Origin of the sequence: Pseudoalteromonas arabiensis, assembly GCF_001550155.1 — a bacterium.
GTDB classification, from domain to species: Bacteria; Pseudomonadota; Gammaproteobacteria; order Enterobacterales; family Alteromonadaceae; genus Pseudoalteromonas; species Pseudoalteromonas arabiensis.
The window spans coordinates 60457-85989 of sequence record NZ_LRUF01000026.1; the positions used below are offsets into that span (position 1 = coordinate 60457).

Below are 25533 nucleotides of genomic sequence, written 5' to 3' on the forward strand. Positions count from 1 at the left end.
AGGCCCGGTTCTTTTCTCCACCGGGCCTTTTTTCGTTATTGTAACCCTAATAATTGATTAACTTCAGCATACTGAGCTTCCCCACCAACCTTAAGCTTTTTATAGCAATGCGTATTTTTTCAGGTTTATTTTGACTCAGCTTTCAACTGTGTATCGGCCGTCTTTTTGACACACTTGTAAGTATAACTAATCACCTAGGTAATTACCTAATTATATGATAAATCAATTAGCAGTAACGAATTGGACGAAAAGAGGGAGGTGCTTTTTATAGCATATAACTTATAGCATATAACAAAACCTGTAAAAATGCTTTGAGGCTACAGGTTGTTATACCTTATTAAAGATACGAGCTGTAGGCGATCTAATTGATAAAACAGAACTCTGCGGTGATATTCGGTGAATTACGTAAAGCAGCTTAATTTAGCAAGTGGTGCACTTCGAACTTGAATTCGCGTATAGTAAATAATTTAGAACAAAAATATGGAAGCAGATTATAAATGAAATATGTTAATTAATTGCTTTTACTGATTCCAATGAGTTATTTTTTATGGATAATGTATAAAAAATAACACATAGAAATAATAACATGAATGGATTCAAGCTTTTTTTTCTTTTAGCTTTACTTTTTATTTGTCCTTTAAGTTTCGCTGCAGCTGAAAAACCAGCCGTTTATGAAGATAATGATGGCAATATCTACTTCCAATCTGATAAGCACACGATAATAATAGCTAGCAAAATTAATATTCCTTTGCACATTTATCCCAACAATGGATTGATAAAACTCAGCTATATTAATGGTAAGTGGCAAGCAATATCGATTGCCGAGAGCGAATGGTTAAAAATCAAAAATAGCTTACATTTGGCTTCTGATTTATATGAAAGGTTACGATGGCAGGATCTTGATGGTGATGGGATCAAGGATATTACACTTTTCACCGATAGCTATGGCGCAACTCCTTCAAGTATAGTGTCAATTAATAGGAAAGCTCTAAAAACATCTTCACTAAATATTCCTACGAACTCTAATATTGAAAATAACTATACGTTAAGTGATATCAATAATGATGGTTATTTTGATATTAGTTCGAATGATAACGTATATTTAGGAAATAGAAATGGAACATTCATTTATGCAGCAGCCCAGCAAGATGAGAGTCCGTCATATGTATCCCTAACAGCGGGGCAATTTAATGTTGATGAAACTGGGCAGGCAACTTATCAAATCCCTATAAATTTACCTAAAGGGCCTGGTGGAGTTAAGCCCAATATTGTTATTGGCTACAGCTCGGCAGCCGGTCAAGGTAATGCTGGTTATGGTTGGAATGTATCAGCTACATCAGCAATAACACGTTGTAATAAAAATATAGCGACAGACTTTGCACAACAAGCGGTTAGGTTTGAAAAAAGTGATGGGTACTGCATTGATGGACAAAGATTGTTACTTACATCAGGAGAATACGGCAAAAGTGGTAGTAAATATCACACTGAATTGGCTGACTTCAGAGTAATCGAAGCGGTAGGGCAAGATGCTTCAAATACGGGACCTAAAGGCTTTATTGTTTACAGTAAAGATGGTGATATTAAACATTATGGTGATACTAACCTAAGTGCTGATAGTGATGCCTATATTACTCCTGCTCCTTATAAGCGCCTAGGTGCGCACTCGTGGATGTTGAAGCAAGTTTCTGATATTCATGGAAATAAAATAAAATATCACTATATAAATAATATATTAAATGGCGAAAACTTATTAAATAAAATAACTTATGGACAAGTAAGTATATCTCTTGATTACACCAAGAGTAATTCTCAGCACTTTGGTTTTCAATTTGGTGGCATCGTTGCAAGCACAAAGCGGATAAAAGGCATTGAAGTTACGCGTGGTGGTGAAGCATTACGTTATTATGCGGTGAATAGCGATGGCTCAAAGAAAGATTATATAGATACAATTCAAGAGTGTACTTCAAGTGCGGCTGATAAATCATGTAAACCATCTACTAAATTTTCATATCATAAAAATACAAGTGATGTATCGTTTGTAAATGGAGACAATGTTTCAAGTAAGTTAAGAACAACTACTTTGTTTGCAGATTTTAATGGTGATGGAAAATCTGATGTTGTATATACAGACAAACTAGGAAAAGTATTAACGGTTAAAATTACTGGGGGCGACTCAGATATAATAACTAGTTCGCTTACAAATGCATCTGCTTTTAAGCTTACTGATTTTAACGGTGATGGATATACAGATATTCTCTATGCGCAGGACAATAAATGGTACGCCAAAGCTTATCAGCCAGCTAAAGTTTCTCGGGAAGAACTCGATTGTGAAGATCTTTATCAATATAGATCAAGAGAGTTAAGATATAGAGAACCATGTACACCAATAGAGTATACAGAAACACTTTCGTTCAGTAATCGATTGGATCTTGGCATTACCTATAGCCCCAAGAAAACTCCTCTAGCTGATGCAAATGGCGATGGGCTAAGCGATTGGATCTTCTTTCAAGGTTTTGGAGTTAAGTTTAAAGCGAATATAGAAGCTGATAATAGTATTGGTCGAGCTTTTTCATCAAACAATGAAATATTGTATACATTTGCAAAAAGTGATTTCCCCGCAGATATACCAGTATGCACATCTAATCAAAAGACTTTAGAAGGTTTTAGTACACAAAGTGCAGATATAAATGGTGATGGTGTCTCTGATTTTATTTTAAAATTAATTAATACTCCTAGGCATTATACAAACAATCATCCGGCATGCGGACCAAAAGAATACCGTTACAAATTGCTTTTAAGTAAAGGCTCAGCAGATTATCAACAATACGATGTTGAAATGGATGGTGTTAATGACTTGCGTTTTATCGATTTAAATGCCGATGGGTTAAATGATCTCGTTTATATTAAAGCAAATAAATGGAAGTACCGTTTATCAACAGGTGATCCTACGAATCCATTACTGGGCGAGCTAGATGTACCTAATATACCCTCAAGCCTTGCGGAAGCTGACTTTAGAGGTAATGTACATTTTACCGACCTAAATAATGACAATATTACTGATATTGTTGCTTTTCAGAAGGTGTCTGTTCAAATAAGGGCTGGGTTTTGTCGTAAAATACGAGGTGATGGTCAAGAGCCTTATTTTGGTGCTAATCAAACATCACAAAACGCAGGACAATGTAGGTTTGATGAAGTATGGGTTGAACCTCTGACCGTGGCCGGCGCTCAATTAAAGTATTGGCTTGGTAATCGCACTTCTGCAACTGAGTTATCCTATACTGAAGTTGCTCTAGAAGAAAGTGGACGTATCGGTATTGACCATTCCATCAAAGTTGCAGACATTAATGGTGATGGCCTAGTCGATATACTTACAAGCAGCTCAAAGCTTGATGTTAATGCTGTTTGGAATACATATAAAAACACACTCAACAATAACAATCTTGCTGTCAATAAATTACACACAGTCGAAAATGGTTTTGGTGTGAAAACCAATATTTCATACAAACCACTACATGACGCTACTGTCTATAAACATTTACCTGCATTTAATACTTTAGGTAAAGTGAATGCTGATTTCTATTCACCAAAATCAGGTATGTGGTTGGTTAATAAAGTTGAAACAGATAGCAATGTGGAGAATGGAATCACTGAAAAAGTCGCAGTTGAGTATTTATATGCGGGAATGAAAATCCACAAGCAAGGCAGAGGACCACAAGGGTTTTATCAAGTTACTTCCAAAGATTTACAAACAGACATAACCACGACTACTCAATATCACCAAGCATGGCCACTAACAGGGCGACCTGAGTGGACTAAAGCTTATGTAGGAGATGAGTTAATAACTGAAGCTGAAAGTACTTGGCAAGTAACTGAAACCGAGCAGGGAAATATACATGTTTTCCTTGAATCAAATACTGAACAAGGTTGGCAAATTGGTAGTGACGGTGTTAGACGTTTTACGGGTCGCAAAGTCACAGAAAACCAATATGATACAGGCATCGCATCTAAGTGGGGGAATTTGACCCAAACTGAGCTGAAAACTTACTCTACTATGAGTGGCTCAAGTAGTGGCTTAGTGCATAAAACAGTAAATGTAAATACATACTTTAATGATGAAGATTCATTACGTTATGGTAGGTTAAAATCAAGCACTGTTGAGCAAATTCAATATGCTGTTGCAAATGAGCAACAAGCATCTACCGTGAAGCGAAAAACTGAATTTACATACTTAGCTAACCTTATGCTAGATACAGAAACTGTTGCGGGAGACTGTATTACCTCAGTTAATTTTGCTACGAGAGCAGCCACAAATCACTGTGATGTTAGTAATCAATACGTCAAACAATATTCTTATGATGCGTTTGGTAATACAACAAGAGTAAGTGTTACATCTGGTGGTGAAACACGAACTACTAAAACTGAATATGACGCCACAGGAGAATTTGTAATATCAAAAAGTAACGCCTTAGGGGACACTGAGCATTACTTATACAACGGCCAACAGTCACCTTGGGGAGTTATTTATAGCACAACTGTTACGGGCCCAAATGGTCTTGCAACAACGACTCGATTTAACCGCTGGGGTGAGTCATACCAGACTCTGTACGCTGATGGAAACGAAAAAAACACATTCACAAGTTTATGTGGTTCATCTACGTTATGCGCCGGTGTAAAAGGATATTACTATAACTCACTCTCTGAGTCAGGTATGCCAACCACCTACAGTGTTTATGATAAATTTGGACGAAATGTTAGAAATACCAGTGTCTTAGTTGATGGTAGTACGGTATATGAAGATATAGTTTATGATAAGCAGAACAATCCGATTAAAAAGTCTCTGCCGTATAAAGTTGGTGACACGGTACAATACACTGAGTTTCAATACGATACTTTTAGCCGCCTGAAAAAAAGTATTCTAGCGCACGGTAAAACGACTTCTGTCTCCTATAGAGGCCGTGTAACTACAACAGCCGATCATGGTGGCACCTATAGTGGCGTGTACAGAAGTACATTCTATCGTGATGAAAAGCTGGATTGGCTAGGACGAACACTATACACAACTGATCCCTATAAATCGCAAAATAGTAACACTAACCGTGTTGTGTTTTCATACAATGCTTTTGGTGATGTAGTGAAAACGACCAATAAGGTTTATAACACTGCTCGAAACTCATTTGAAGAAACAGCGACACACACATATTACGACCGTTATGGCCGAAAAATAAAAGTATCAGATCCTACAAAAGGGACATGGAAAACTTATTATAACGGCTTTAATGAAGTGATCCGCGAGTTAAATGCGCGAGGAGAGATAAAGTATAATCAATATGATGTTTTGGGCCGATTAATTCGCTCTCAACAACGTGATAAAGCGAGTAATGGCGCACTAGTGCATTGCAATGTCTATGGGACGAGTAAAAATGAAAGGAACATAGGGAAGCTCACCAACACATATCAATTTAGAGTAGCGACTAATAATGCGAGTCAATCTTGTCATAGTTTAATCACTCAAAATAATGCCAGTGTAAGTAAAACATTTAGCTTTGATGACTTAGGCCGTCCTGAACAACAAAGCATAAAAAATGCAGGTGGTACGTTTAAGACTGTGACGGCTTATAATAATTTTGGGCAACCAAGCTCTGTAGCACTACCTAATGGTATGATGGTTAATACTCATTATCGTTATGGTCAAGCCTATAGCACTTATAACAGTTTAACTGGCATGTTGCTAAGCCGAATAGATGCTGTCAATGCGCAAGGGCAAGTTACCAAGCAAACATTAGCGGGCAATGTTACTCGCGATCAATCATTTGATGATAGCACTGGCTTTATCACGAGTATTAGCGTTAAAAATACCCAACAAACCTTATACAGTGTTAGCTATAAGCACGATATTCGCGGTACTACATCACAACGCGATAGTCATTATTATGAACCAGGCTATACAAATGATTCAATCCAATTCTTGGAAGAGTTTAGCTATGAAGATAATGGCTTGCAAAGGCTTACTGGCCGTGCAGTAACAAATACTGTAACACGCTACAACACAGCTGTACGGCTAGATAACCAAACTTATACATATGATGCTTACGGTAATATTAAAACAAATAGCAACACAGGGACTTATAACTATACCAATGCCGCCAATCCTTACCAACTAACGGGTATTTCAGGGAGAAATGGCAAGCGTAATTATACAATGAGTTATGATGACCATGGGAATATTTATAACGATGGTCAGCGTCGGTTTGACTACACACAATTTGATAAACCTTATAAAATTACTAAAAGTTCAACAACGTATACCGAGTTTAAATATGACGAGCAAGGCAGTCGTTATTATCGTAAAGATGTACGTAATATCAATGGTGCACAACAAACTAAACAGACTTATTATGTAGGTAAAGCTTATGAGTTAACTCGCCGCTCCGGTGGTAAAGACTCACAGGGATCACAATTGCCAGATCAAATAGAACATCGTTGGTATGTCGGTGGTGTAGTACTGAGTCAAATTGAAGGACAAGCACAAAAAGTACAAGTAGCTCATACAGATATGCTTGGTTCTACAGTACTTATTACAGATCATCAAGGTAAAGGTATTGGTCAGTATATTTATGATCCGTGGGGCAAACAGCAACAAGTTTATACAAGTCAAGCGCTAACTAATAGTGCTATGTTATTGTCGCAAATGCGCAGTTTTACTGGCCACGAACAAATGGATGAGCTGGAAGTCATCCATATGAATGGGCGAATTTACGATGCCAACATAGGCCGTTTTTTACAAGCAGATCCATTTTTACAGTTCCCTAATTTAACGCAAAGCCATAACCGCTATAGTTATGTGTTAAATAACCCTCTGACTTATAACGACCCCAGCGGCTATTTCCTGAAAAAGTTGCTGAAAGTAACAGGGCTTTCTTCAATACTTAAAGCCATTGCCAGTATTCCTATATTAGATGCAGCCGTAAGTATAGTGATAGGGGTTTATGCACCTTGGGCATTACCGTTATATCAAAGTTTAAAAACCTATGCAGTTACAGGTAGCTTTGGTGCAGCGTTGAAATCTTATGTAATTTCATATGCGACGGTAGGGGTGTCTCAATATATCGGTGCCAGCTTAGATTTTTCAGCTGGGGGCCTGGATGCTGTTGCGAATGTAGCTGCTCACTCTGCTGTAGGGGGAGTCACTTCAGTGCTTCAAGGTGGCAAATTTGGGCATGGGTTTGTTAGTTCTTTAGTTACCACGAGTATGAAAGGGTTTATGAATCCAAAAACAGGTACTTATGCAGACGCAGTTAGAAGAACTGCGATTGCAGGGGTTGTTGGTGGCACGGTATCAAAACTGACGGGTGGCAAGTTTGCCAATGGTGCAGTCACCTCAGCAATGCAATGGTGGTATAATGCAGAAGGAGCCGCTGAATTTGCAAAGAGAAACCATGGTTCAATTAATGCTATAAAAGATGAGTTACAGAATATAGGACGTTTAAATAGAAGCGCAGTAACAAGAGATGAAGCGAGATTAAGGTTGGCAACTTTGGAAGAAATACTTAACGGAAGAGAGTATTCTGGTAAAGAGCTTTCAGTTAAAATGAGTAGAAATCGATCTAGAATAAATTTCGCAGTAACAGAAATTCAAAGTGGAGTTAACCAAGGTTTTCTTTCTACTGCACTCGAAACTACCTCCGGTCTTGTAGTTAACAAGCACACTGATTTTTTTGGTGCTATAGGTAAAACAGTAAGTGGAATGATAATCGGTAATACACAAGCTGTTATAGGTGTCGTATCTTTATCTGGCACTGGGAATAATAGTAATCAATTTAAAGCTAGTTTTAATGAGGCGATGTCAAGCAATACTGCACAACTTATTTCTTATGAGCTAAATAGAAGAGTTTCAAATTAAATGATGGAGATACAATGAAAAATATTATTTTTATTTTTTTATTCCAAAGTAGCGTATGTATGTCGATGCAACCTATCTCTGAATATTGTGAAGACTCTAACTTGTTAAGCAGCTTTGCTGGTGATACCTTTGCAGCAACAAATTGCTTGGCTTATGGGTTTAATGCGGAGAATGCGTACTTTTCTAAAAGTCGTAATACAAGTATTAGATTTGATAAAATCAAGCCTGCAATTGATACATTTGTCAAAATTGTCAATACCGCTGGAGGGTCATCCTTTGACAAACAAGAAGCTTTTTATAAATACGTTGGGGAAATAGATAGTTTCTCAGTGCCTCTATTTGCGAGCTATGATGAATTCGAAGATGCTAAAGCTTCATTAGTATTTTCGGTTAACTATACAACAAGTTGTAACATATCAGTGTTAGATTACAGTGGAGGTGATAAATTTATGATTGGGTATAAACTTAATCGAATGACTGATGAAGGTAAGTATAACTATGATTATTTGCATATAGAGCTCCCTGAAGAAGCAAAAATAAATAAAGCAGACAGTGACGGTTTAATCGATGCTTTTTGTCATAATGATCTAAGTTTCAAAAGGAAATAATAATTGGCATGATTTTATATATGTTAAAGTAATTGATGATGTTTTTATAATGATAAGAAAAGTGACTCCATTAGAAAATGCAGGGTAAGTATGGAGCTCTATTTTATCGGTTTTTAAGCTGAAAACCGAATGTTATCACTTTTAAGCTTAATTTAAATATGGCTGCCCGTGTAGTAATGATGTTGATTAGTGGAATAAAACGAACAGCTCGAGTTTTACTTATTACCATTTTTAAATAAAGCTAAAGGTTGGCGTGGTAACTTGTATTATCTTTACTTCAAAATATGTTAGGTATTGACCTGATTTTATAAGGATATTTTAATGAAAATTTTATTATTATGTTTAGTGCTTTTATTGACAGTAAAATAAACAGAAGCAAAGTACATTACGGAATTAAACGGTAAGGGCGTTTTAATAGAAAGAGTATTTGTACATGAAAGTGGCGCAATATCAATTTACATTGCTGGAGACTTGAAAAATTTAGATAATTGTACAGCTACTTTTAGGGTATATATACCACCTACAGCGACTGCAAAAGATGAAATGCTATCACTCGCTTTATTTGCATATGCCTCTGGGAAACCTGTTGGATTTCATGGTTCTGGGTGTAGTACTACATCATTTTTGGGGGGGGACTCAAGATGTTCCTGTAGTCAATAATATGTGGGTTCATTAAATCAACAGCATTTAAAATCGGAGAAGTATAATTATACTTCTCCGCATAAAGATTAAATCAATTTAATCCATTCCCGATTGACATTATCTTCACTCGAGATGGTATTGAAATAAAAGGATTCCATGCCTTTGAAACTTCATCAACAATCTCCTCATAGCCCGAAAACACTCTATTGGATAAACAGTGTTGTCGTATCCAGCTCCATACTTGCTCTATTGGGTTTAGCTCTGGTGAATAAGGGGGGAGCTTTATTAGCGTTAGGTTCTTAAATTCTGCAGCAGTATCATCTGTATGCCAGCCTGCACCATCTACTATCACGACAGCATGCCTTCCAACTGATGTGGCTTGTGATATCTGATGCATGTGCTGCGTCATCGCTTCTTTATTTACGAATGGGCTAACTAACGCCTCTGTTTGGCCTGTGGCTGGACATACTGCACCAAATAAATAGCCATACTCAAATTGCTGCTGTTTTACAATGCGTGGTCGAGTGCCTGTTTCAGCCCAAATGCGCGTCGTCGGATTTTGCTGGCCAAAGCGTGCTTCGTCCTGAAACCATACGTCGATACGGTCAAGAGGAAGATGACCTGGTGTGTGAAGGATCGTTTCCAGTTGGAAGTTTTTTAAAAGCGTTTTGGCGCTGTAATGATTGTTTTGGGTGTTTAGAGCGACTTGTGATCCAACTAAAGCCAAGTTGCTTTAGTATTTTATAGACATGATTTAAGTGGTAATGAACACCAAATTCAGTGTGAATGTAATGCACAATGTCTTCACCGGTAAGACGGCCACCACGACGTTCTGTGTTCGTGCGCTTTATAAATTCAGAGAGTTGCTCAAGCTGTCGCTGTTGCAATCTTGATGGACGTCCCTGAATAGGCTTATTTTCTAAACCATCCAGCCCATATTCTAGGTAACTAGAAACCCATTTATTAACACTACTTCGTGCTGTGTTAAGACGTTTTGCAATATCGGTTCTGCTATTACCCTCATAAAATAATGACACTGCGAGCAATCGCATGCGCTTTCGTGCGTTTGGTTCTTTTCGAGAAAGCGTTAGAAGCTGTTCAGATAAGTTTGAATTCAATGTTATTAACCAGTGGTTTTATATAGCCTATATTAGATCAGATATTTAAGCGGAATGTTATTACAGGTAGCTTTGGTGCAGCGTTAAAATCTTATGTAATTTCATATGCGACGGTAGGGGGTCTCAATATATTGGTGCCGAGTTAAATTTTGATCTTGGTGGGTGGACTGCTGTTCAAAATGTTGCAGCCCATGCTGCTGTAGGGGGAGTTACTTCAGTGCTTCAAGGTGGCAAATTTGGGCATGGGTTTGTTAGTTCTTTAGTTACCACGAGTATGAAAGGGTTTATGAATCCAAAAACAGGTACTTATGCAGACGCAGTTAGAAGAACTGCGATTGCAGGGGTTGTTGGTGGCACGGTATCAAAACTGACGGGTGGCAAGTTTGCCAATGGTGCAGTCATCTCAGCAATGCAATGGTGGTATAATGCAGAGCAAGGTGGTGAGGTTGAGAAAAGGAAACGAGTTATGAAGCAGTTAGGTTCACTAAGGGATAAACTAAGAAGTATTAACCCTAATAGTGATCTTGGTCGAGTTGAAATAGCAGTAGTAAAGAAAATGACTTTTGGAATCATTAGTCAAAAAGAGTTTAACAATATTGTTAATAGCCGCTCAATTGCGCAAGTTACAAGGTGGGAATTAGATAATTTTTTGACAGGAGCACTTGTTAGTGACTCTTTTCCTAAAGCGTTAGGTGCTGCAGATCCGACAAGTGCTCTTGCACAAGTCGGCTTGGTTTCAGATATTGTTTCGAGCGCTACTTCATCTTTTCCAATAGCCTACGGGACAGCTACACTTGGGGCTGTTATACAAATAAATACGATGTGGGATATTCAGTCAGTTCAAAGTTTTTATTGGTCTGAACCTACAAAATTTGAACAAAGCTTCTCAGATAATAGGTTTTTATTGATTAACTCGCATTACTCAGGAAAGTAAATATGAAATGGTTTAAAGTTTTAATACTAAGTTTTGGCTTTATAGCACCAGATATAGCTGCTAAAAGTTTTCAAGAATTGAATGAATGCAAAGATGAATTGAAAACCAATTTGGGTACAATGCATATGGACTGTTTGGGGTTCGAAGTTTTTTCCGAAAAGCTCTTTGACTCTGATTTAAGCTTTGAATCTGCAGTAGCACAATTGAAAATTATAAAAAATGGTCCTAGAGAGACTGATATCTCTACAGATGATAGAGTATTAATCAGCTTTTATTCTATTCATGGTATAGAAGGTATAAAAAGTTTTTTTTTACTAAATGATAGTATTGTGTTGTTCTTTGATGATGGTATTCAATTATACTTTTTTCAAGGAAAAAATTGGAAAGTTTTAACGTTGTCTAATTAGTTCAGAGTTATCAAAAATGATAGGTTTATTAGTGCATACTGTGATTACTAAAGTTTATTGTTAAGGAATAAATAGAATAATTTTGGCTGTTGCAGTTATATCAAGCTTTAAAAGCCTGTCGTTTACAAGCATACTGATTTTTTTGCTGCTATCGGTAAAACTATAGTTGGTAATGCACAATCTTTGACAGGTGTTGTATCTTTTTTATAAAGCTAGTTTTAATGAGGCGATGTCAAGCAATACTACACAACTTATTTCTTACGAGCTAAATAGAAGAGTTTCAAATTAAATGATGGAGATACAATGAAAAAAATTATTTTTATTTTTTTTATTCCAAAGTAGCGTATGTATGGCGGTGCAGCCTATCTCTGAATACTGTGAAGACTTTTACTTGGCAAGCCGTATTGGTGGTGATACTTTTGCAGCAAACAAATGCTTAGTTTATGGTTATCCAACTGAAGATATGACTTTTTCTAGGGATGGCAATACAAGTATTGCATTTGATGGCGTTAAGCCTGCGATAGAAAAGTTTATCAATATTCTTAATGCTGATGGAGGCTCATTTTTAGATAAGCAAAAAGTTTTCTATGAATATGCAGGAGAGATAGATAGTTTCTCAGTGCCATTATTTTCGAGCTATGATGAATTCGAAGATGTTAAAGCTTCATTAGTATTTTCGATTAACTATACAACAGGTTGTAATATATCAGTGTTAGATTACATTGGAGGTGAAAAGTTTTTTCTTGGGTATAAGCTCAATCGAATAACTGATGAGGGGAAGTATAATTATAATTACTTGTTTATAGTGCTCCCTAAAGAAGCAAAAATAAATAAAGCAGACAGTGACGGTTTAATCGATGCTTTTTGCCATAATGAGCTAAGTTTTAAAAAAGAGGTTAATTAATTTCACTTTATTATGATTAAAGTCATCGTTAATATCTTTTTATAGTGTACTTAAAACTGCGCTGCTTGCTCAACTACAATGCCATGACGCGCGGCAAGACGACGGTGATCTTTGTCATAGCCACCACCAATTACCGTTGCGACAGGTACATTCCGCTCTATGCAACGCTTAAGGACTAAATGATCGCGTTGCTCAATGCCTTGCCAGCTTATATCAAGTTTTCCTAAGCCATCCTCTCGCCATACATCAACACCTGCATCATAAAGCACTAAATCTGGGTTAAGGGTGTTTAATAAATAACTCAGCGTATCGTCAACAACGCCTAGGTATTCACTATCCGCCACATTGGGTGCTAATCCTATGTCTAAATCGCTGGCTGATTTGCGAAACGGAAAATTCTTTTCGCAGTGGATAGAGCAGGTATAGGCATAGGGCTGATGCGCGAGCATTGCTGCGGTACCATCACCTTGGTGAACGTCTAAATCAAAAATAAGTATATTGGTGACTTCACCACTTTTTATTAGGGTTTCGCTGGTAAACGCTAAGTCGTTTACCATGCAGTAGCCGGATCCAAAGTCAGTATGAGCATGGTGGGTGCCTCCTGCTAGATGGCAAGCTATACCATGCTTCAAGGCAAGACGCGCCGTTTGCAAGGTGCCAAGTGGGGCGGTAAAAGTACGCGCCATGAGTTGCTCAGACCACGGCAGGCCGATACGGCGCATTGCTTTTTCGTCAAGGCGGTTATGCCAAAGGTCATAAATATAATTATCGCAATGTACTAGCTCGAGAGGTTCTGGCGTGCCTAACTTTGGTTGGACTAAATTACTATTAATAAGACCAAGGCTTTTTACATGTTCATATAAGTATGCAAATTTGCTCATTACAAAGCGATGCTTCGGATCGAAGTTAAATGAGTAATTAGGATGATAGACGATAGGTAAATGTGGATTTAAATTCATTGAATACAGCACAGCCAGTTTTTAACTATGGTAATAAAGTTACCTTTAATAGTCTATTCGGGTGTATGTATTAGCATAGTTAGCTCTCGGTGTAATAGGTCATCGTCTCCTAGGTTTAGCTCTACTAACCGCTTTAAGTGAGTGATGCTATCAATATCGATATGGACACAGTGTAAGCCTAAATGAAACGGCTCAATATGCCTGATTTCAACAGACATATTAATAGTGATTTGGCTTTCTGGCAGCGAGAAAGTAAGTTCTGCCAGCGCATTTTTATCAGCCAAGAGCTTATCAGGAAGGCTTATCAGTGCCCCATTTAAAGATATATCGAGTAATTCACAATTGTATGTGTGTTCATTCATAACCAATGTTGCTGGTGTAGAAAACAAGATACGCGAATACTTACGGCGATTTTTCATAATAACCCTTAGCGATGCTTAAGCTTAGAGTATAGTCAATCACTCACGAGTTTGGCGGCATTGTCATGAAGTTTTTTATCGTCAGGGTCTGATGTGGTGGTTAGCCAAATAACTTGGCCTTGTTTATTGATAAAAAGCGTTGTGGGTGTTCCTTTTACGCCAAGTTGTTGCGCAATCAGATCTGCCTTTATTGCTGTTTTAAAATGATGCCCTCTGTTTATTAAAGATTGTTGAGGTGTTGCATCATCGTCTTCACGAAAGCTAACACCTATCACGCGAAGGCCGTGACGTTTATATTGTTGATGAATTTTCTCAAGTCCAGGTTGAAGCTTTTTACAGTATGGGCACCACGTTGCCCAAAAGTGAAGAATATAAGGCGTGCCAAGTAATTCAGCCGTTTTAAGCTGGCTCCCATCAGCCATTTCAAGCGTGAGAGGAGGAAGTTGTATGGGGTTTTCAAGTTCAGATGCAAAGGTGCTATTTATAAAGCATGAGAAGAGTAGAATAAGTGCTAGCAGGTGTTTCATGAGATTAGTTCTTTTTTAAAGTTGGTACTTTAATAAGAACTAAATGCAAACATTTTTCTTTCAAAATAAAAAGCCCTGCGTGTGCAGGGCTCTGATAATGATAGCTTAAGTATCAATTAACCTATTTTTTTGTATTTAATACGCTTAGGTTGCGCCGCTTCTGCGCCTAGCGTTTTCTTCAACCACTCTTCATATTCTGTGTAGTTACCATCGAAGAAGTTAATTTGGCCTTCGTCACGGTAATCAAGAATATGTGTAGCAATACGGTCAAGGAACCAACGGTCATGCGAGATACACATCACACAGCCAGGGAACTCTAAAATAGCGTTCTCAAGTGCACGAAGTGTTTCAACGTCTAGGTCATTGGTTGGCTCATCCAGTAGTAATACGTTACCACCTGCTTTTAATAGCTTAGCTAGGTGTAAGCGGTTGCGCTCACCACCTGATAAGTCTTTCACGAATTTTTGTTGGTCGTTACCTTTGAAGTTAAAGCGGCCAACATAGGCACGGCTTGGGAATTCAAAGTTACCAATTTTTAATACGTCTTGGCCGTTAGAGATTTCTTGGAAAACCGTGTTGCTCTCGTCCATGTCGCCGCGGAACTGATCAACCGTTGCAAGCTCAACCGTGTCACCCACAAGGATCTCGCCGCTATCTGGCGTTTCTTCACCGCTTAGCATTTTGAATAGGGTTGATTTACCCGCACCATTGGCACCGATGATACCTACGATAGCGCCTTTAGGCATTGCAAAGTTTAAGTCATCGATTAATACGCGATCGCCAAAGCTCTTCTTCAGGCCTTTCACTTCGATAACTTGGTCACCTAAGCGTGGACCCGGTGGAATGAATAGTTCATTCGTTTCGTTACGCTTTTGGTAATCGTTTTGCTGAAGCTCAGAGAACTGTGCCATACGTGCTTTAGACTTAGCTTGACGGCCTTTCGGGTTTGAACGAACCCATTCAAGTTCTTGTGCGATTGATTTTTGACGTGCTTTTTCAGATTTCTGTTCTTGTTGTAAACGTAAATCTTTTTGCTCAAGCCACGATGAGTAGTTACCTTCCCAAGGAATACCTTCACCACGGTCAAGCTCTAAAATCCAACCTGCTACGTTATCTAAGAAGTAACGGTCGTGGGTTACAGCAACCACGGTACCTTCGTAGTCGTGTAAGAAGCGCTCTAACCAAGCAACTGACTCAGCGTCTAAGTGGTTGGTCGGTTCGTCAAGAATAAGCATATCTGGTTTTTCAAGTAGTAAACGACAGATCGCAACACGGCGACGCTCACCACCCGAAAGGTGTTCAATTTTTGCATCCCAAGGTGGTAGGCGTAATGCATCAGCTGCACGCTCTAACACGTTGTCGATATTGTGACCGTCGTGCGCTTGGATGATAGCTTCTAGTTCGCCTTGCTCTTTAGCAAGTGCATCGAAGTCAGCACCGTCTATTGCATACTCGTTGTATACTTCATCAAGGCGGTTTAGTGCATTTTTAACTTCGCTTACAGCTTCTTCTACTGTTTCGCGAACTGTTTTGCTTTCGTCAAGCACTGGCTCTTGCGGTAAGTAACCGATTTTAGTGCCTGGTTGAGGGCGTGCTTCACCTTCAAAGTCTTGGTCAACACCAGCCATAATGCGAAGTAACGTTGATTTACCTGCACCGTTAAGACCTAGCACACCAATTTTTGCGCCTGGGAAAAAGTGTAAAGAAATATCTTTTAAGATAGTGCGCTTAGGTGGCACAACCTTAGAAACTCGACTCATCGAGAATATAAACTTATCTGGTAACACCATGAAAGGAGCCTTCAATTTATAAGAAAAATTAACAGCCACCATTGTATACCCAAACCACCTCAAAATACAGAATTCAGCGTTTATCAGGGGCTTAATATTATGGCACTCCTTTGCAAAAATATCGCACGCATTTAAGGGGCATAAATGCAGAGTAAGCTCCTTAAATGCATTGTACAAAGGCTTAAAAGTCATTAAACACGACTGTCATTCGCAGAGGCGCTGCTTTTGGCAATTTAAGGGCCTGCGCATCAACAAAACTGGCTTCCCAAGAGGTTGCTTTAGCACAAATAAAAAATTCATTTGGACATCTAAACATCTAGAGGTTGAAATTTCTAACTATCCGTTCATAATTAGCAATCAGATAAGTATGCTCGGAGCCAGCTATGCCCATTACAGTAAAAGATGAATTGCCTGCTATTGCAAAGTTACGTCAAGAAAACGTGTTTGTAATGCCAAAAAGTCGCGCGAAAACGCAAGAAATACGCCCAATGCGTTTGGCCATCTTAAACTTAATGCCAAACAAAGTTGAAACCGAAGTGCAGTTTATTCGTTTGCTCGCTAACTCACCGCTGCAAGTTAATGTTGAGCTGTTGCGCTTAGATACCCATCGCACGAGTAGTAACTCTGAACAGCACATGGATACGTTTTATCGTTATTTTTCAGAAGTGAAAGATAATAACTACGATGCCATGATCATAACAGGCGCGCCGCTTGCTCATTTAGAGTATGACGAAGTTGCTTACTGGGATGAACTAAAAGTTATTTTAGATTGGGCTGAGCAGCATGTTACGTCGACGTTGTTTTCGTGTTGGGCGGCCCATGCGGGGCTTTATCATCACTATGGCCTTAAGCGTGAACTTAAACCAAATAAACTGAGCGGGGTATTTACCCATAAAAGTTATTTTGACCACGCAGCACTCACTCGTGGCTTTGATGATACCTTTTTAGTGCCACATTCTCGTTATGGTCATATTGATATCGATAAGATCACTGCCTGTGATGAGCTCGTAGTGTTAGCTGGATCTGAGCGAGTAGGTGCCTACTTAATTAAAAATAAATCGGGCAGCCAAGTGTATATTACTGGTCATCCAGAGTACGATGCGCATACCTTAAAAGGGGAGTATTTGCGTGACCAAGAAAAATCAGCGGATGCGCCTAAGCCAGAAAACTACTTCCCAGACGAAAACCCAGACAACGAACCGTCGAAAACGTGGCAAAGTCATGCCTTTTTATTGTTTTCGAATTGGTTAAACTATTATGTGTACCAAACTACACCGTATGATATTAACTTAGTTAGCCAAGACGTAAGGACTAACAACTATGCCGAGTAATGCAGTGAATAAACGCGAACAATTAACCGAGGCGCTAAAACAGCGAATTTTAATCCTCGATGGCGCGATGGGCACCATGATCCAAGAACATAAATTAGAAGAACAGGATTATCGCGGTGAGCGCTTTAAAGACTGGCATGTCCTTATTAAAGGCAATAACGATTTATTAAGTCTAACTCAGCCAAAAATCATTGCTGATATTCACCGTGCTTACTTAGAAGCCGGTGCCGATATCATCGAAACGAATACCTTTAATGCCACGACTATTTCGATGGAAGATTACGATATGGCGAGTCTTAGCCGCGAAATCAACCTCGAGTCAGCGAAACTTGCACGCGGTGTGTGTGATGAGTTTGAAGCAAACGACCCAAGTAAGCCGCGTTATGTAGCCGGTGTGCTTGGGCCAACATCAAAAACCTGCTCTATTTCACCAGATGTAAATGACCCTGGTTATCGTAATATCAACTTTGATAAGCTGGTGGCTGCGTATGTTGAGTCAACACTGGCATTAATGGAAGGTGGTGCTGACCTTATTTTAATAGAAACCATCTTTGATACGCTTAATGCAAAAGCGGCTTCGTTTGCCGTTGAGGAAGCATTCGAGCAAGCTGGCCGTAGTTTGCCTGTGATGATCTCAGGCACCATTACCGATGCCTCTGGTCGTACTTTATCAGGACAAACAACCGAAGCATTTTATAACTCAATTCGCCATATTAAACCGCTCTCAATCGGCCTTAACTGCGCCCTTGGCCCTGACTTACTGCGTCAATATGTTGAAGAGTTATCCCGTGTTTGTGAAACCTTTACCTCGGTGCATCCCAATGCAGGTTTACCGAATGAGTTTGGTGAATATGATTTAGAAGCCCCTGAGATGGCCAAAGAAATTATCGATTGGGGCAAGTCTGGCTTTATCAATATTGTAGGTGGTTGTTGTGGCACCACACCGGCTCATATTAAGGCGTTTGCGAAAGGCCTTGAGGGTGTTAAACCTCGCCAATTACCTGAGCTTGAAGTGCGTATGCGCTTATCGGGCCTTGAAGCGTGTAACTTAAACTAGGAAACCGACATGACTGACCAAATTGCTGTATTTACTAACGTCGGTGAGCGTACCAATGTAACAGGCTCGGCTAAGTTTAAGCGCTTGATCATGGAAGAAGATTACGAGACCGCTCTCGATGTTGCCCGTGAACAAGTTGAAAATGGCGCGCAAGTGATTGATATCAACATGGATGAAGCCATGTTGGACTCAAAAGCGGCGATGGTAAAGTTTTTAAACTTAATTGCCTCAGAGCCTGATATCTCAAAAGTACCTATCATGGTCGACTCATCTAAATGGGAGGTGATTGAAGCGGGCTTAAAATGTATTCAAGGCAAAGCCATTGTTAACTCAATTTCACTTAAAGAAGGTGAAGAGCCATTTATTCGCCAAGCTAAGCTAATTAAGCGCTTTGGTGCTGCTGCGGTGGTTATGGCGTTTGATGAAACCGGGCAAGCTGAAACCGCTGATCGTAAGTTCGAGATTTGTCAGCGTAGCTACAAAATTCTTGTTGAAGATATTGGCTTTCCGCCAGAAGACATTATTTTTGACCCGAACATTTTTGCTGTTGCAACGGGCATTGAAGAGCACGATAACTACGCGGTTGAGTTTATCGAAGGTACGCGTCGAATTAAGCAAGGCTTACCGCACTGTAAAGTGTCGGGCGGTGTATCGAATGTGTCGTTCTCGTTCCGTGGTAATAACCCAGTACGTGAAGCGATTCACTCAGTGTTTTTATATCACGCGATTAAAGCGGGTATGGATATGGGCATTGTAAATGCTGGCCAATTAGCGGTTTACGACGATATCCCCGAAGAGCTGCGCAAAGCAGTGGAAGATGTAATCCTCAATACCGACCCAGGTGCTGGTGAGCGACTTGTTGAACTTGCACCAAAATACTCAGGTATGGCGCAAGCAGAAAAAGTTGAAGATTTAGAGTGGCGTACTTGGCCTGTTGAAAAGCGCCTTGAACATGCGTTAGTAAAAGGCATTACCGAGTATATTGACGAAGATACTGAAGAGTGCCGTAAGAGCAAAGCTAAGCCTATCGAAGTGATCGAAGGCCCGCTTATGGACGGCATGAACGTAGTAGGCGACTTATTCGGCGCGGGTAAAATGTTCTTACCGCAGGTTGTTAAATCTGCTCGTGTAATGAAGCGCGCCGTTGCCTATCTTGACCCTTTCATTGAAGCCGAAAAAGAAGAGGGCGCAACCAACGGTAAAGTGGTTATGGCAACCGTTAAGGGCGACGTACACGACATTGGTAAGAATATCGTAGGCGTTGTACTGCAGTGTAATAACTACGAGGTTATCGACCTTGGTGTTATGGTGCCGGCAGAGAAAATCTTGCAAACCGCCATTGACGAAAAAGCCGACATTATTGGTTTATCAGGGCTGATTACCCCATCGCTTGATGAAATGGTGCATGTGGCGAAAGAAATGACCCGTCGTGGTTTTGAATTACCGCTACTGATTGGCGGTGCAACAACCTCTAAAGCGCATACCGCGGTTAAAATTGAGCCTCAGTATGATAAAGGTGTGGTTTACGTCAATAACGCCAGCCGCGCAGTGGGTGTGGTTTCTAATTTATTGTCGAAAGAGTTAAAACCGGCATTTTTAGAGAAAACCAAGGCTGAGTATGAAAAAGTACGTGAACAACAAGCACGTAAAAAGCCTCGCTCAAAACCCGTTACTTTACAGCGTGCTCGCGACAACGCAGTCAAACTTGATTGGGACAACTACACGCCACCTGTGCCGAAAAAGCTGGGTGTCACTGAGTTTAAAGATGTTTCGATTGCGACGTTAAGACAGTACATCGACTGGACACCTTATTTCATGACGTGGTCAATCGCTGGTAAGTACCCACGTATTCTTGAAGATGAAATTGTTGGTGAACAAGCTAAAAGCTTATTCGCTGATGCTAATGCAATGCTTGATGAGCTAGAGCAATCAGGTGCGTTACAACCACTTGGTGTCATTGGTTTATTCCCTGCAAACCGTGTAGGGGATGACATTGAGATTTACACCGATGAGTCGCGTACAACGCTTTTAACTACATCGTGTCATTTACGCCAGCAAACTGAAAAAACCGACTTTGCTAACTACTGTTTAGCTGATTATATCGCGCCTAAAGGCACCCCTGATTACTTTGGTGCGTTTGCGGTTACCGGTGGTCTTGAAGAAGATGACCTTGCCGATGCCTTTGATGCTAAGCAAGATGACTACAATAAGATTATGGTTAAAGCCGTAGCAGACCGTTTAGCTGAAGCATTTGCAGAGTACTTACATGAGCAAGTGCGTAAAGAGTATTGGGGCTATGCGGTAGATGAAAATCTATCGAACGATGAGCTTATTCGTGAAAACTACCAAGGTATTCGTCCAGCGCCAGGTTATCCTGCTTGTCCTGAGCATACAGAGAAGAAGAAAATCTGGCAGTTACTAGATACCGAGCAGCGTATTGGCATGAAACTAACCAGTTCATACGCAATGTGGCCTGGGGCGGCGGTATCAGGTTGGTATTTCTCTCATCCTGAAGCTAAGTACTATGCGGTGGCACAAATTCAACAAGATCAGGTTGAAGATTACGCTAAGCGCACCAACATGACTCTTGCCGAAGCTGAGCGTTGGCTATCACCGAACTTAGGCTACGAGCCAGAATAGTAAACAGCCGAGTATGTAAATACTCGGCTTTTTTTATTGTGCTTAGATTTGCATGATAAAGTCTTAATTTGAGAGAGTGGTGCTAGAAGCCACTTACTATATAAAAACTGCACTACACCATAGCGCGATTACAATAGGTCGCTTTCTCAAAATCACTGATGTTCATTGCAATGTTGGGAACATCTGGAAACAAATTAACAAGCTTACTAACAATTAACTTTGATAAGTTTGCCTTTTGCTCTGTTGTTCTTCCTTGCATTATATGCGCAAATACGTGAATAAAATCCTCTCGCTTATTTCCGACCGAATGAACGTTAAATGGATTCACTCTCACTTTTATATCACTTTCATCGAATAAGCCTGTAGAGTTAGCTTGATGATGGATCTGTTCGATAAGATATTCTTCGTTGTTGGTTTTTAGAACCATCGCTGAACAATCTATTATAAAGTGTGGTATATGCATCTCCTTATGATGATCTGTATTACTGACGTTTGTTGAATTCCAGCTTAGCGATAATATGCAAATTTTTTATATTTATCGTAATAACGGCCAAAAGTAATTAGATCTCACTCTACCACGAAAACCTTTAGGAGCTTTTAATTAACTTTTCTGGCTCTTTAGCAAACCACATTATAAAACTGCACTTTTTACATGATAACAAGGAAGCTGTGCTGTTAGCCCAATCTAAATTTAGAAAAGTCATGCCAGCTGTGTTTAATTGAGCGTCACCTAACTCAAACCGATTATGGCTGCAATGAATACATGTCACTTTTACACCGTTCACTTGATACTCATCAGAATTGACTGCGTTAATTGCTCCCTTGAGGCCTTTACCTAATTTAGAAATGAATGACATTTTAAATCTCCATATAAGTATAGTGAGTCTTAAAGCTACTCGTTTAGTTGTGTATTTAATAATACTAGCAAGATAAATTAATCACTGATTTAATTCAATTTATACTAAATAACAATATAAATAAGAGTGGTATTGTTGCTAAAACAAGTAGAAGCCAACCCTTTCTTACTATCAAATCCCGTAGGGAGACAATTGATAGTTATATTCTAGTGCGTTGCTTCTAATCGCTTGATTATCCCAACTTAACTATACGTAAAATAGAAAGCACCACACCAATGAACTGATGTGATGCTAGGGGAGGCATAAAAATTAAAAAGGTGATTCAGGGTAAGCGGTTTTGCTTTGTGTGCCTGTTAGTCTGTGCAGTAACTGTTTTTGTCGGGCTAATAATAAACCTGAACGTTCGTTAAGTGCCTGACAATGCTTTGATTTAATGACTAACTGCTGCATTAATGTTTGTGTTGTTTGTTTAATTTCTTTTGGCAACTTTTCAACTAACATCATTAAGCCTTCTTTACCTTGTGCAAGCCCTAAACTTTGTAAATAGCTTTCACGGCTTAGATGGTTTTTATCTAAAGACTGTAAAACAGCAGACATCTTGGCGTTGTGCTGTTGTAATGTTGTATCTCGTTCGCTTAGAAGCACATACTGTTGTTCAAGTGCACTAATGAGTGAATCAAGCTTGCGTACATCGTGTTGTAGGCTTTCAATAAACTGCTTAATGCTGTTTATGGTCATTTTTTATGAAACTCTAGTAGGGCATTGATTAATGTATCTTGGTCAAGCGACAGCTCACCATTAGCAATAGCGGCTTTTACTTTTGCTACTTTTTCAAGGTCAACATCAGGCTTTGACGCTAAGTCTTCAAAGGTATTATCGATTGTTTTACTAAGCGAACTAATTTGTTCTGCGCTTGCTTGCTTGTTCGCCGCTGTGTGAGATTTTTTACTGATATCTTGATTGCCCGCATCAATAAAGTTGTTCACTTTTGCAGCTTGCTCAACATGACTACTGCTACCTTTGTTGTTTATGTTCATTATCAATCCCCAATTAATTTTCTACTAATTTTGTAAAGCGACCCAATTTATCGATTTCTTAAATTTATTTTTAAATTTATAAAAGTGTTGCTTTTACAACCCCTTTATCAATCACTTGGCCTTCAACAATTTTACCAGAACTGAGGTTTTTTACTTTGATCATTTGGCCTTTAATCCCTTCCTCAAGTGCAATTGCTTTTACGCTTGCAGTAAAGGAGCTTGTGCTGATGAGAAGTTTTATATGCTGCTCTTTATTGACTAGGTAGTTATTTTCGAGCTGTCTGCGAGTGATTAAATCGCCTTGCTTGATGTTTCTTTTAACTGTCATTCCAATCAATTCATTTGTGCTCGTTTCCATACCGTAAACGTGTTTTGCAATATTAATCGAATCATAGTTTAGTAACTCATTACTTAACACTTCGCCGCGTTGTAAGTCGCGTTTAGCAACGACTAAATTGAGCCACAGATCCACTTTTGCGGTGGCTCTAAATTGCCAAATAGGATCTGCACAGCTGACGGTCAGACGAATTCTGCCTGCGGGAATGGAATTGGGTTTTACTCTGTTTATTGATAACTGATCACAGCTAAGCTCTTTTGCTGCAGCTGGTATGTATAACGCAATTTTTTTTTGCTGACTTTGCTTGTTTATGCTGCCCAAGTAATGAGTTATTTCGTTATTTATATACCGTTTAATCTCTTTTTTAAAGTTGCTTGCTAAGACATTGGCTGAAAATAACAAGGAAATAATTCCAAAAAAGAGGAAAAAAGCACCATTCCGTATCGGAAGTATTGCTTCCGCTTTGGCGTGCCTTAGATTGAATTTATTACAGTAACTCATTGAAAAATATGTCTTATAAAATTTGGCACAAAGGTTGTTAATAGCCTTATACCGAATTCAAAATGTGCAAACGAGCATACAAGACGTAGTCAGTTGAGGCAACAATGGCATTATTTGATAAAGCGTTAGGCGTACACCCATTTGCTATGCAGTTGAGAATAGACAGAGCTGAGGTGATCGCAAGTAACCTAGCAAATGTTGATACCCCAAATTTTAAAGCCAGAGATGTGGATTACCAGCAAATTTTGGGCGATGTCGCAGCGAGTATGGAGCATAACAATGATGTAGGCTTTGCGGGAATCACTGCCAATGAGCTGATGTATCGTGTGCCGTATCAAGCATCCAGTGATGGTAATACCGTAGAGCTCAATGTCGAGCAGGCAAAATTCTCTAACAACAGCATGGATTTTCAGACCAGTATGACCTTTCTAAACATGAAAATCAGTGGCCTGCATAAAGTAATCAAAGGAAATTAATAATGTCTTTTAATTCTATTTATGACATTAGCGGCAGTGCAATGCGTGCTCAAGTGATGCGCTTAGATACCATTGCTTCTAACCTTGCTAATGCTGACACAGCGGCGTCTACCGAAGAGGGCGCATATAAGGCGCTTAAACCGGTTTTTTCTGCCATGTATAAAGACTCTTTTGATCAGCAAAATGTTGCGGCTGCTGTTAATACCATGGGTGTGACAGAGTCTAATCGTACTGTTGAGCAACGTTATGAGCCTAACAACCCACTTGCCAATGATGATGGCTATGTCTTCTATTCAAACGTCAATGTACTTGAAGAAATGGCAGACATGATGTCAGCAAGTCGTAGTTATCAAACATCCGTTGATGTTATGTCGCGTGTTAACAGCATGCAGCAAAGCATTCTTAAATTAGGACAGTAGCACCATGGATATCGCAAATACCACACATAGCAATAATAATGCTGCCAATGTAAGCTCAAGTATTTCAGGGAATGTTAACTCGGCAGAAGAAATGTCGACCATGTTTTTAGAGTTGCTAGTGGCACAGATCAGTAATCAGAACCCGTTACAACCTATGGACGGAACCGAATATGTTAGCCAACTAGCTGAATTCTCAAATGTTGAATCATTACAAAGTATAAAAAATAACACCAGTGCGAGTTTAGATAACAGTAGCAGCATGTTAGTCCTTGAAGCGACCAACTTAGTTGGTGAAACAGTGACAGTGCCAGCGGATGTGGTGGCTTTAGAAAAAGAGGGCAAAGTGTCGGGTCTTGTTAACTTATCAACACCTGCTGATTCAGTCACTGTGCAACTTTATGACAGTAATGGCCAGTTAGTTGAAGAAAAACAGTTGGCATACAGTGGTGTGGGTTCTTTGAATTTCGAATTTGATGAACAAGATGCGGGTGGCTATTCGATTAATGCTTTTTCGACTACCAATGGTGTTTCACAACGCCTAACACCTTGGCTAAATGGTGAAGTAGAACGCGTTTCTGTGGGTAGCAGCAGCGACGATATTTTATTGCAAGTTGATGGCTTAGGTAATTTTGCCTTAACCGATATTAATCAAGTTGCTTAGACTGAAGAG

At 39.4% G+C, this 25533-nt stretch carries 21 protein-coding genes; 11 read left to right on the top strand and 10 right to left on the bottom strand.

All coding sequences use genetic code 11. The features are described 5' to 3' along the window. Window positions 1-586: 586 nt before the first annotated feature. Together PAARA_RS17435 and PAARA_RS17440 are read left to right on the top strand one after the other, a co-directional pair. Complete coding sequence (locus PAARA_RS17435) at window positions 587-7900, top strand: RHS repeat-associated core domain-containing protein (RefSeq protein WP_062570274.1); 7314 nt, start codon at window positions 587-589, stop codon at window positions 7898-7900. A gap of 14 nt (window positions 7901-7914) precedes the next feature. Next, on the top strand, window positions 7915-8508 hold the full coding sequence (locus tag PAARA_RS17440; protein WP_062570275.1) for a hypothetical protein: 594 nt from the start codon (window positions 7915-7917) through the stop codon (window positions 8506-8508). A 733-nt stretch (window positions 8509-9241) separates the two neighbouring features. Here the strand turns inward: PAARA_RS17440 and PAARA_RS20465 are convergent. Further along, window positions 9242-10202 (bottom strand): IS630 family transposase gene (locus PAARA_RS20465; protein WP_420806961.1). Its coding sequence is split into 2 segments (ribosomal slippage): window positions 9242-9802 and window positions 9804-10202, totalling 960 coding nucleotides; the frame shifts between segments, so codons are not numbered across the junction. 352 nt (window positions 10203-10554) lie between these two features. Here PAARA_RS20465 and PAARA_RS17455 point away from each other — a divergent pair. The 3 genes from PAARA_RS17455 to PAARA_RS17465 all read left to right on the top strand — a co-directional run bounded on the left by PAARA_RS17455 (window position 10555) and on the right by PAARA_RS17465 (window position 12513). Continuing rightward, window positions 10555-11202, top strand: coding sequence for a hypothetical protein (locus tag PAARA_RS17455; protein ID WP_157066231.1), 648 nt, complete (start codon window positions 10555-10557; stop codon window positions 11200-11202). Between the two features lie 2 nt (window positions 11203-11204). Next, the gene (locus tag PAARA_RS17460) at window positions 11205-11609 is read left to right on the top strand and encodes a hypothetical protein (RefSeq protein ID WP_062570278.1); all 405 of its coding nucleotides are present in this window, start codon (window positions 11205-11207) and stop codon (window positions 11607-11609) included. A gap of 391 nt (window positions 11610-12000) precedes the next feature. Next, window positions 12001-12513: a hypothetical protein gene (locus PAARA_RS17465; RefSeq protein WP_157066232.1), complete on the top strand. Its 513-nt coding sequence runs from the start codon at window positions 12001-12003 to the stop codon at window positions 12511-12513. A gap of 50 nt (window positions 12514-12563) precedes the next feature. On the opposite strand, the gene PAARA_RS17470 is transcribed toward PAARA_RS17465, so the two are convergent. The 4 genes from PAARA_RS17470 to ettA form a co-directional block, all read right to left on the bottom strand. After that, complete coding sequence (locus tag PAARA_RS17470) at window positions 12564-13472, bottom strand: histone deacetylase family protein (protein ID WP_062570280.1); 909 nt, start codon at window positions 13470-13472, stop codon at window positions 12564-12566. A gap of 53 nt (window positions 13473-13525) precedes the next feature. Beyond that, window positions 13526-13891: a PilZ domain-containing protein gene (locus tag PAARA_RS17475; protein ID WP_062570281.1), complete on the bottom strand. Its 366-nt coding sequence runs from the start codon at window positions 13889-13891 to the stop codon at window positions 13526-13528. Window positions 13892-13926: 35 nt separating this feature from the next. Further along, a complete protein-coding gene (locus PAARA_RS17480) occupies window positions 13927-14418 on the bottom strand; it encodes a TlpA disulfide reductase family protein (protein ID WP_062570282.1) in 492 nt (163 codons plus the stop codon). Window positions 14419-14534: 116 nt separating this feature from the next. Continuing rightward, complete coding sequence (gene ettA, locus PAARA_RS17485; protein ID WP_062570283.1) at window positions 14535-16208, bottom strand: energy-dependent translational throttle protein EttA; 1674 nt, start codon at window positions 16206-16208, stop codon at window positions 14535-14537. Window positions 16209-16591: 383 nt separating this feature from the next. Here ettA and PAARA_RS17490 point away from each other — a divergent pair, with 383 nt between their 5' ends. From PAARA_RS17490 to metH, 3 genes are read left to right on the top strand one after another with little or no spacing between them, the layout of a single operon-like run. Then, the gene (locus tag PAARA_RS17490; protein ID WP_062570284.1) at window positions 16592-17539 is read left to right on the top strand and encodes a homoserine O-succinyltransferase; all 948 of its coding nucleotides are present in this window, start codon (window positions 16592-16594) and stop codon (window positions 17537-17539) included. Next, a complete protein-coding gene (locus PAARA_RS17495) occupies window positions 17529-18596 on the top strand; it encodes a homocysteine S-methyltransferase family protein (protein WP_062570285.1) in 1068 nt (355 codons plus the stop codon). The genes PAARA_RS17490 and PAARA_RS17495 overlap by 11 nt, the downstream gene beginning before the upstream one ends. 9 nt (window positions 18597-18605) lie before the next feature. Continuing rightward, window positions 18606-21236 (top strand): methionine synthase, encoded by a 2631-nt coding sequence (gene metH / locus PAARA_RS17500; protein ID WP_062570286.1) that lies wholly within the window; start codon window positions 18606-18608, stop codon window positions 21234-21236. A 112-nt stretch (window positions 21237-21348) separates the two neighbouring features. Here the strand turns inward: metH and PAARA_RS17505 are convergent, their stop codons facing one another. The 5 genes from PAARA_RS17505 to flgA all read right to left on the bottom strand — a co-directional run bounded on the left by PAARA_RS17505 (window position 21349) and on the right by flgA (window position 23869). Continuing rightward, on the bottom strand, window positions 21349-21699 hold the full coding sequence (locus PAARA_RS17505; protein ID WP_245219991.1) for a 5-carboxymethyl-2-hydroxymuconate Delta-isomerase: 351 nt from the start codon (window positions 21697-21699) through the stop codon (window positions 21349-21351). A 124-nt stretch (window positions 21700-21823) separates the two neighbouring features. Continuing rightward, the gene (locus tag PAARA_RS17510; RefSeq protein ID WP_062570287.1) at window positions 21824-22093 is read right to left on the bottom strand and encodes a hypothetical protein; all 270 of its coding nucleotides are present in this window, start codon (window positions 22091-22093) and stop codon (window positions 21824-21826) included. Between the two features lie 309 nt (window positions 22094-22402). Beyond that, window positions 22403-22831, bottom strand: coding sequence for a flagellar export chaperone FlgN (flgN, locus tag PAARA_RS17515; RefSeq protein ID WP_245219993.1), 429 nt, complete (start codon window positions 22829-22831; stop codon window positions 22403-22405). Next, window positions 22828-23130, bottom strand: a complete 303-nt coding sequence (gene flgM, locus PAARA_RS17520; protein ID WP_062570288.1) for a flagellar biosynthesis anti-sigma factor FlgM — start codon at window positions 23128-23130, stop codon at window positions 22828-22830. Before flgM ends, flgN begins: the two co-directional genes overlap by 4 nt. A 76-nt stretch (window positions 23131-23206) precedes the next feature. Then, on the bottom strand, window positions 23207-23869 hold the full coding sequence (gene flgA, locus PAARA_RS17525; protein WP_062570289.1) for a flagellar basal body P-ring formation chaperone FlgA: 663 nt from the start codon (window positions 23867-23869) through the stop codon (window positions 23207-23209). Between the two features lie 203 nt (window positions 23870-24072). On the opposite strand from flgA, the gene flgB reads away from it, so the two are divergent. Genes flgB through PAARA_RS17540 form a run of 3 tightly spaced genes read left to right on the top strand, consistent with a single transcriptional unit; the run spans window position 24073 to window position 25524 of the window. Beyond that, a complete protein-coding gene (gene flgB, locus PAARA_RS17530) occupies window positions 24073-24444 on the top strand; it encodes a flagellar basal body rod protein FlgB (RefSeq protein ID WP_062570290.1) in 372 nt (123 codons plus the stop codon). A gap of 2 nt (window positions 24445-24446) precedes the next feature. Continuing rightward, on the top strand, window positions 24447-24863 hold the full coding sequence (gene flgC, locus PAARA_RS17535) for a flagellar basal body rod protein FlgC (protein ID WP_062570291.1): 417 nt from the start codon (window positions 24447-24449) through the stop codon (window positions 24861-24863). Window positions 24864-24867: 4 nt separating this feature from the next. Further along, window positions 24868-25524: a flagellar hook assembly protein FlgD gene (locus PAARA_RS17540; RefSeq protein ID WP_062570292.1), complete on the top strand. Its 657-nt coding sequence runs from the start codon at window positions 24868-24870 to the stop codon at window positions 25522-25524. The last annotated feature ends 9 nt before the right edge of the window (window positions 25525-25533 follow it).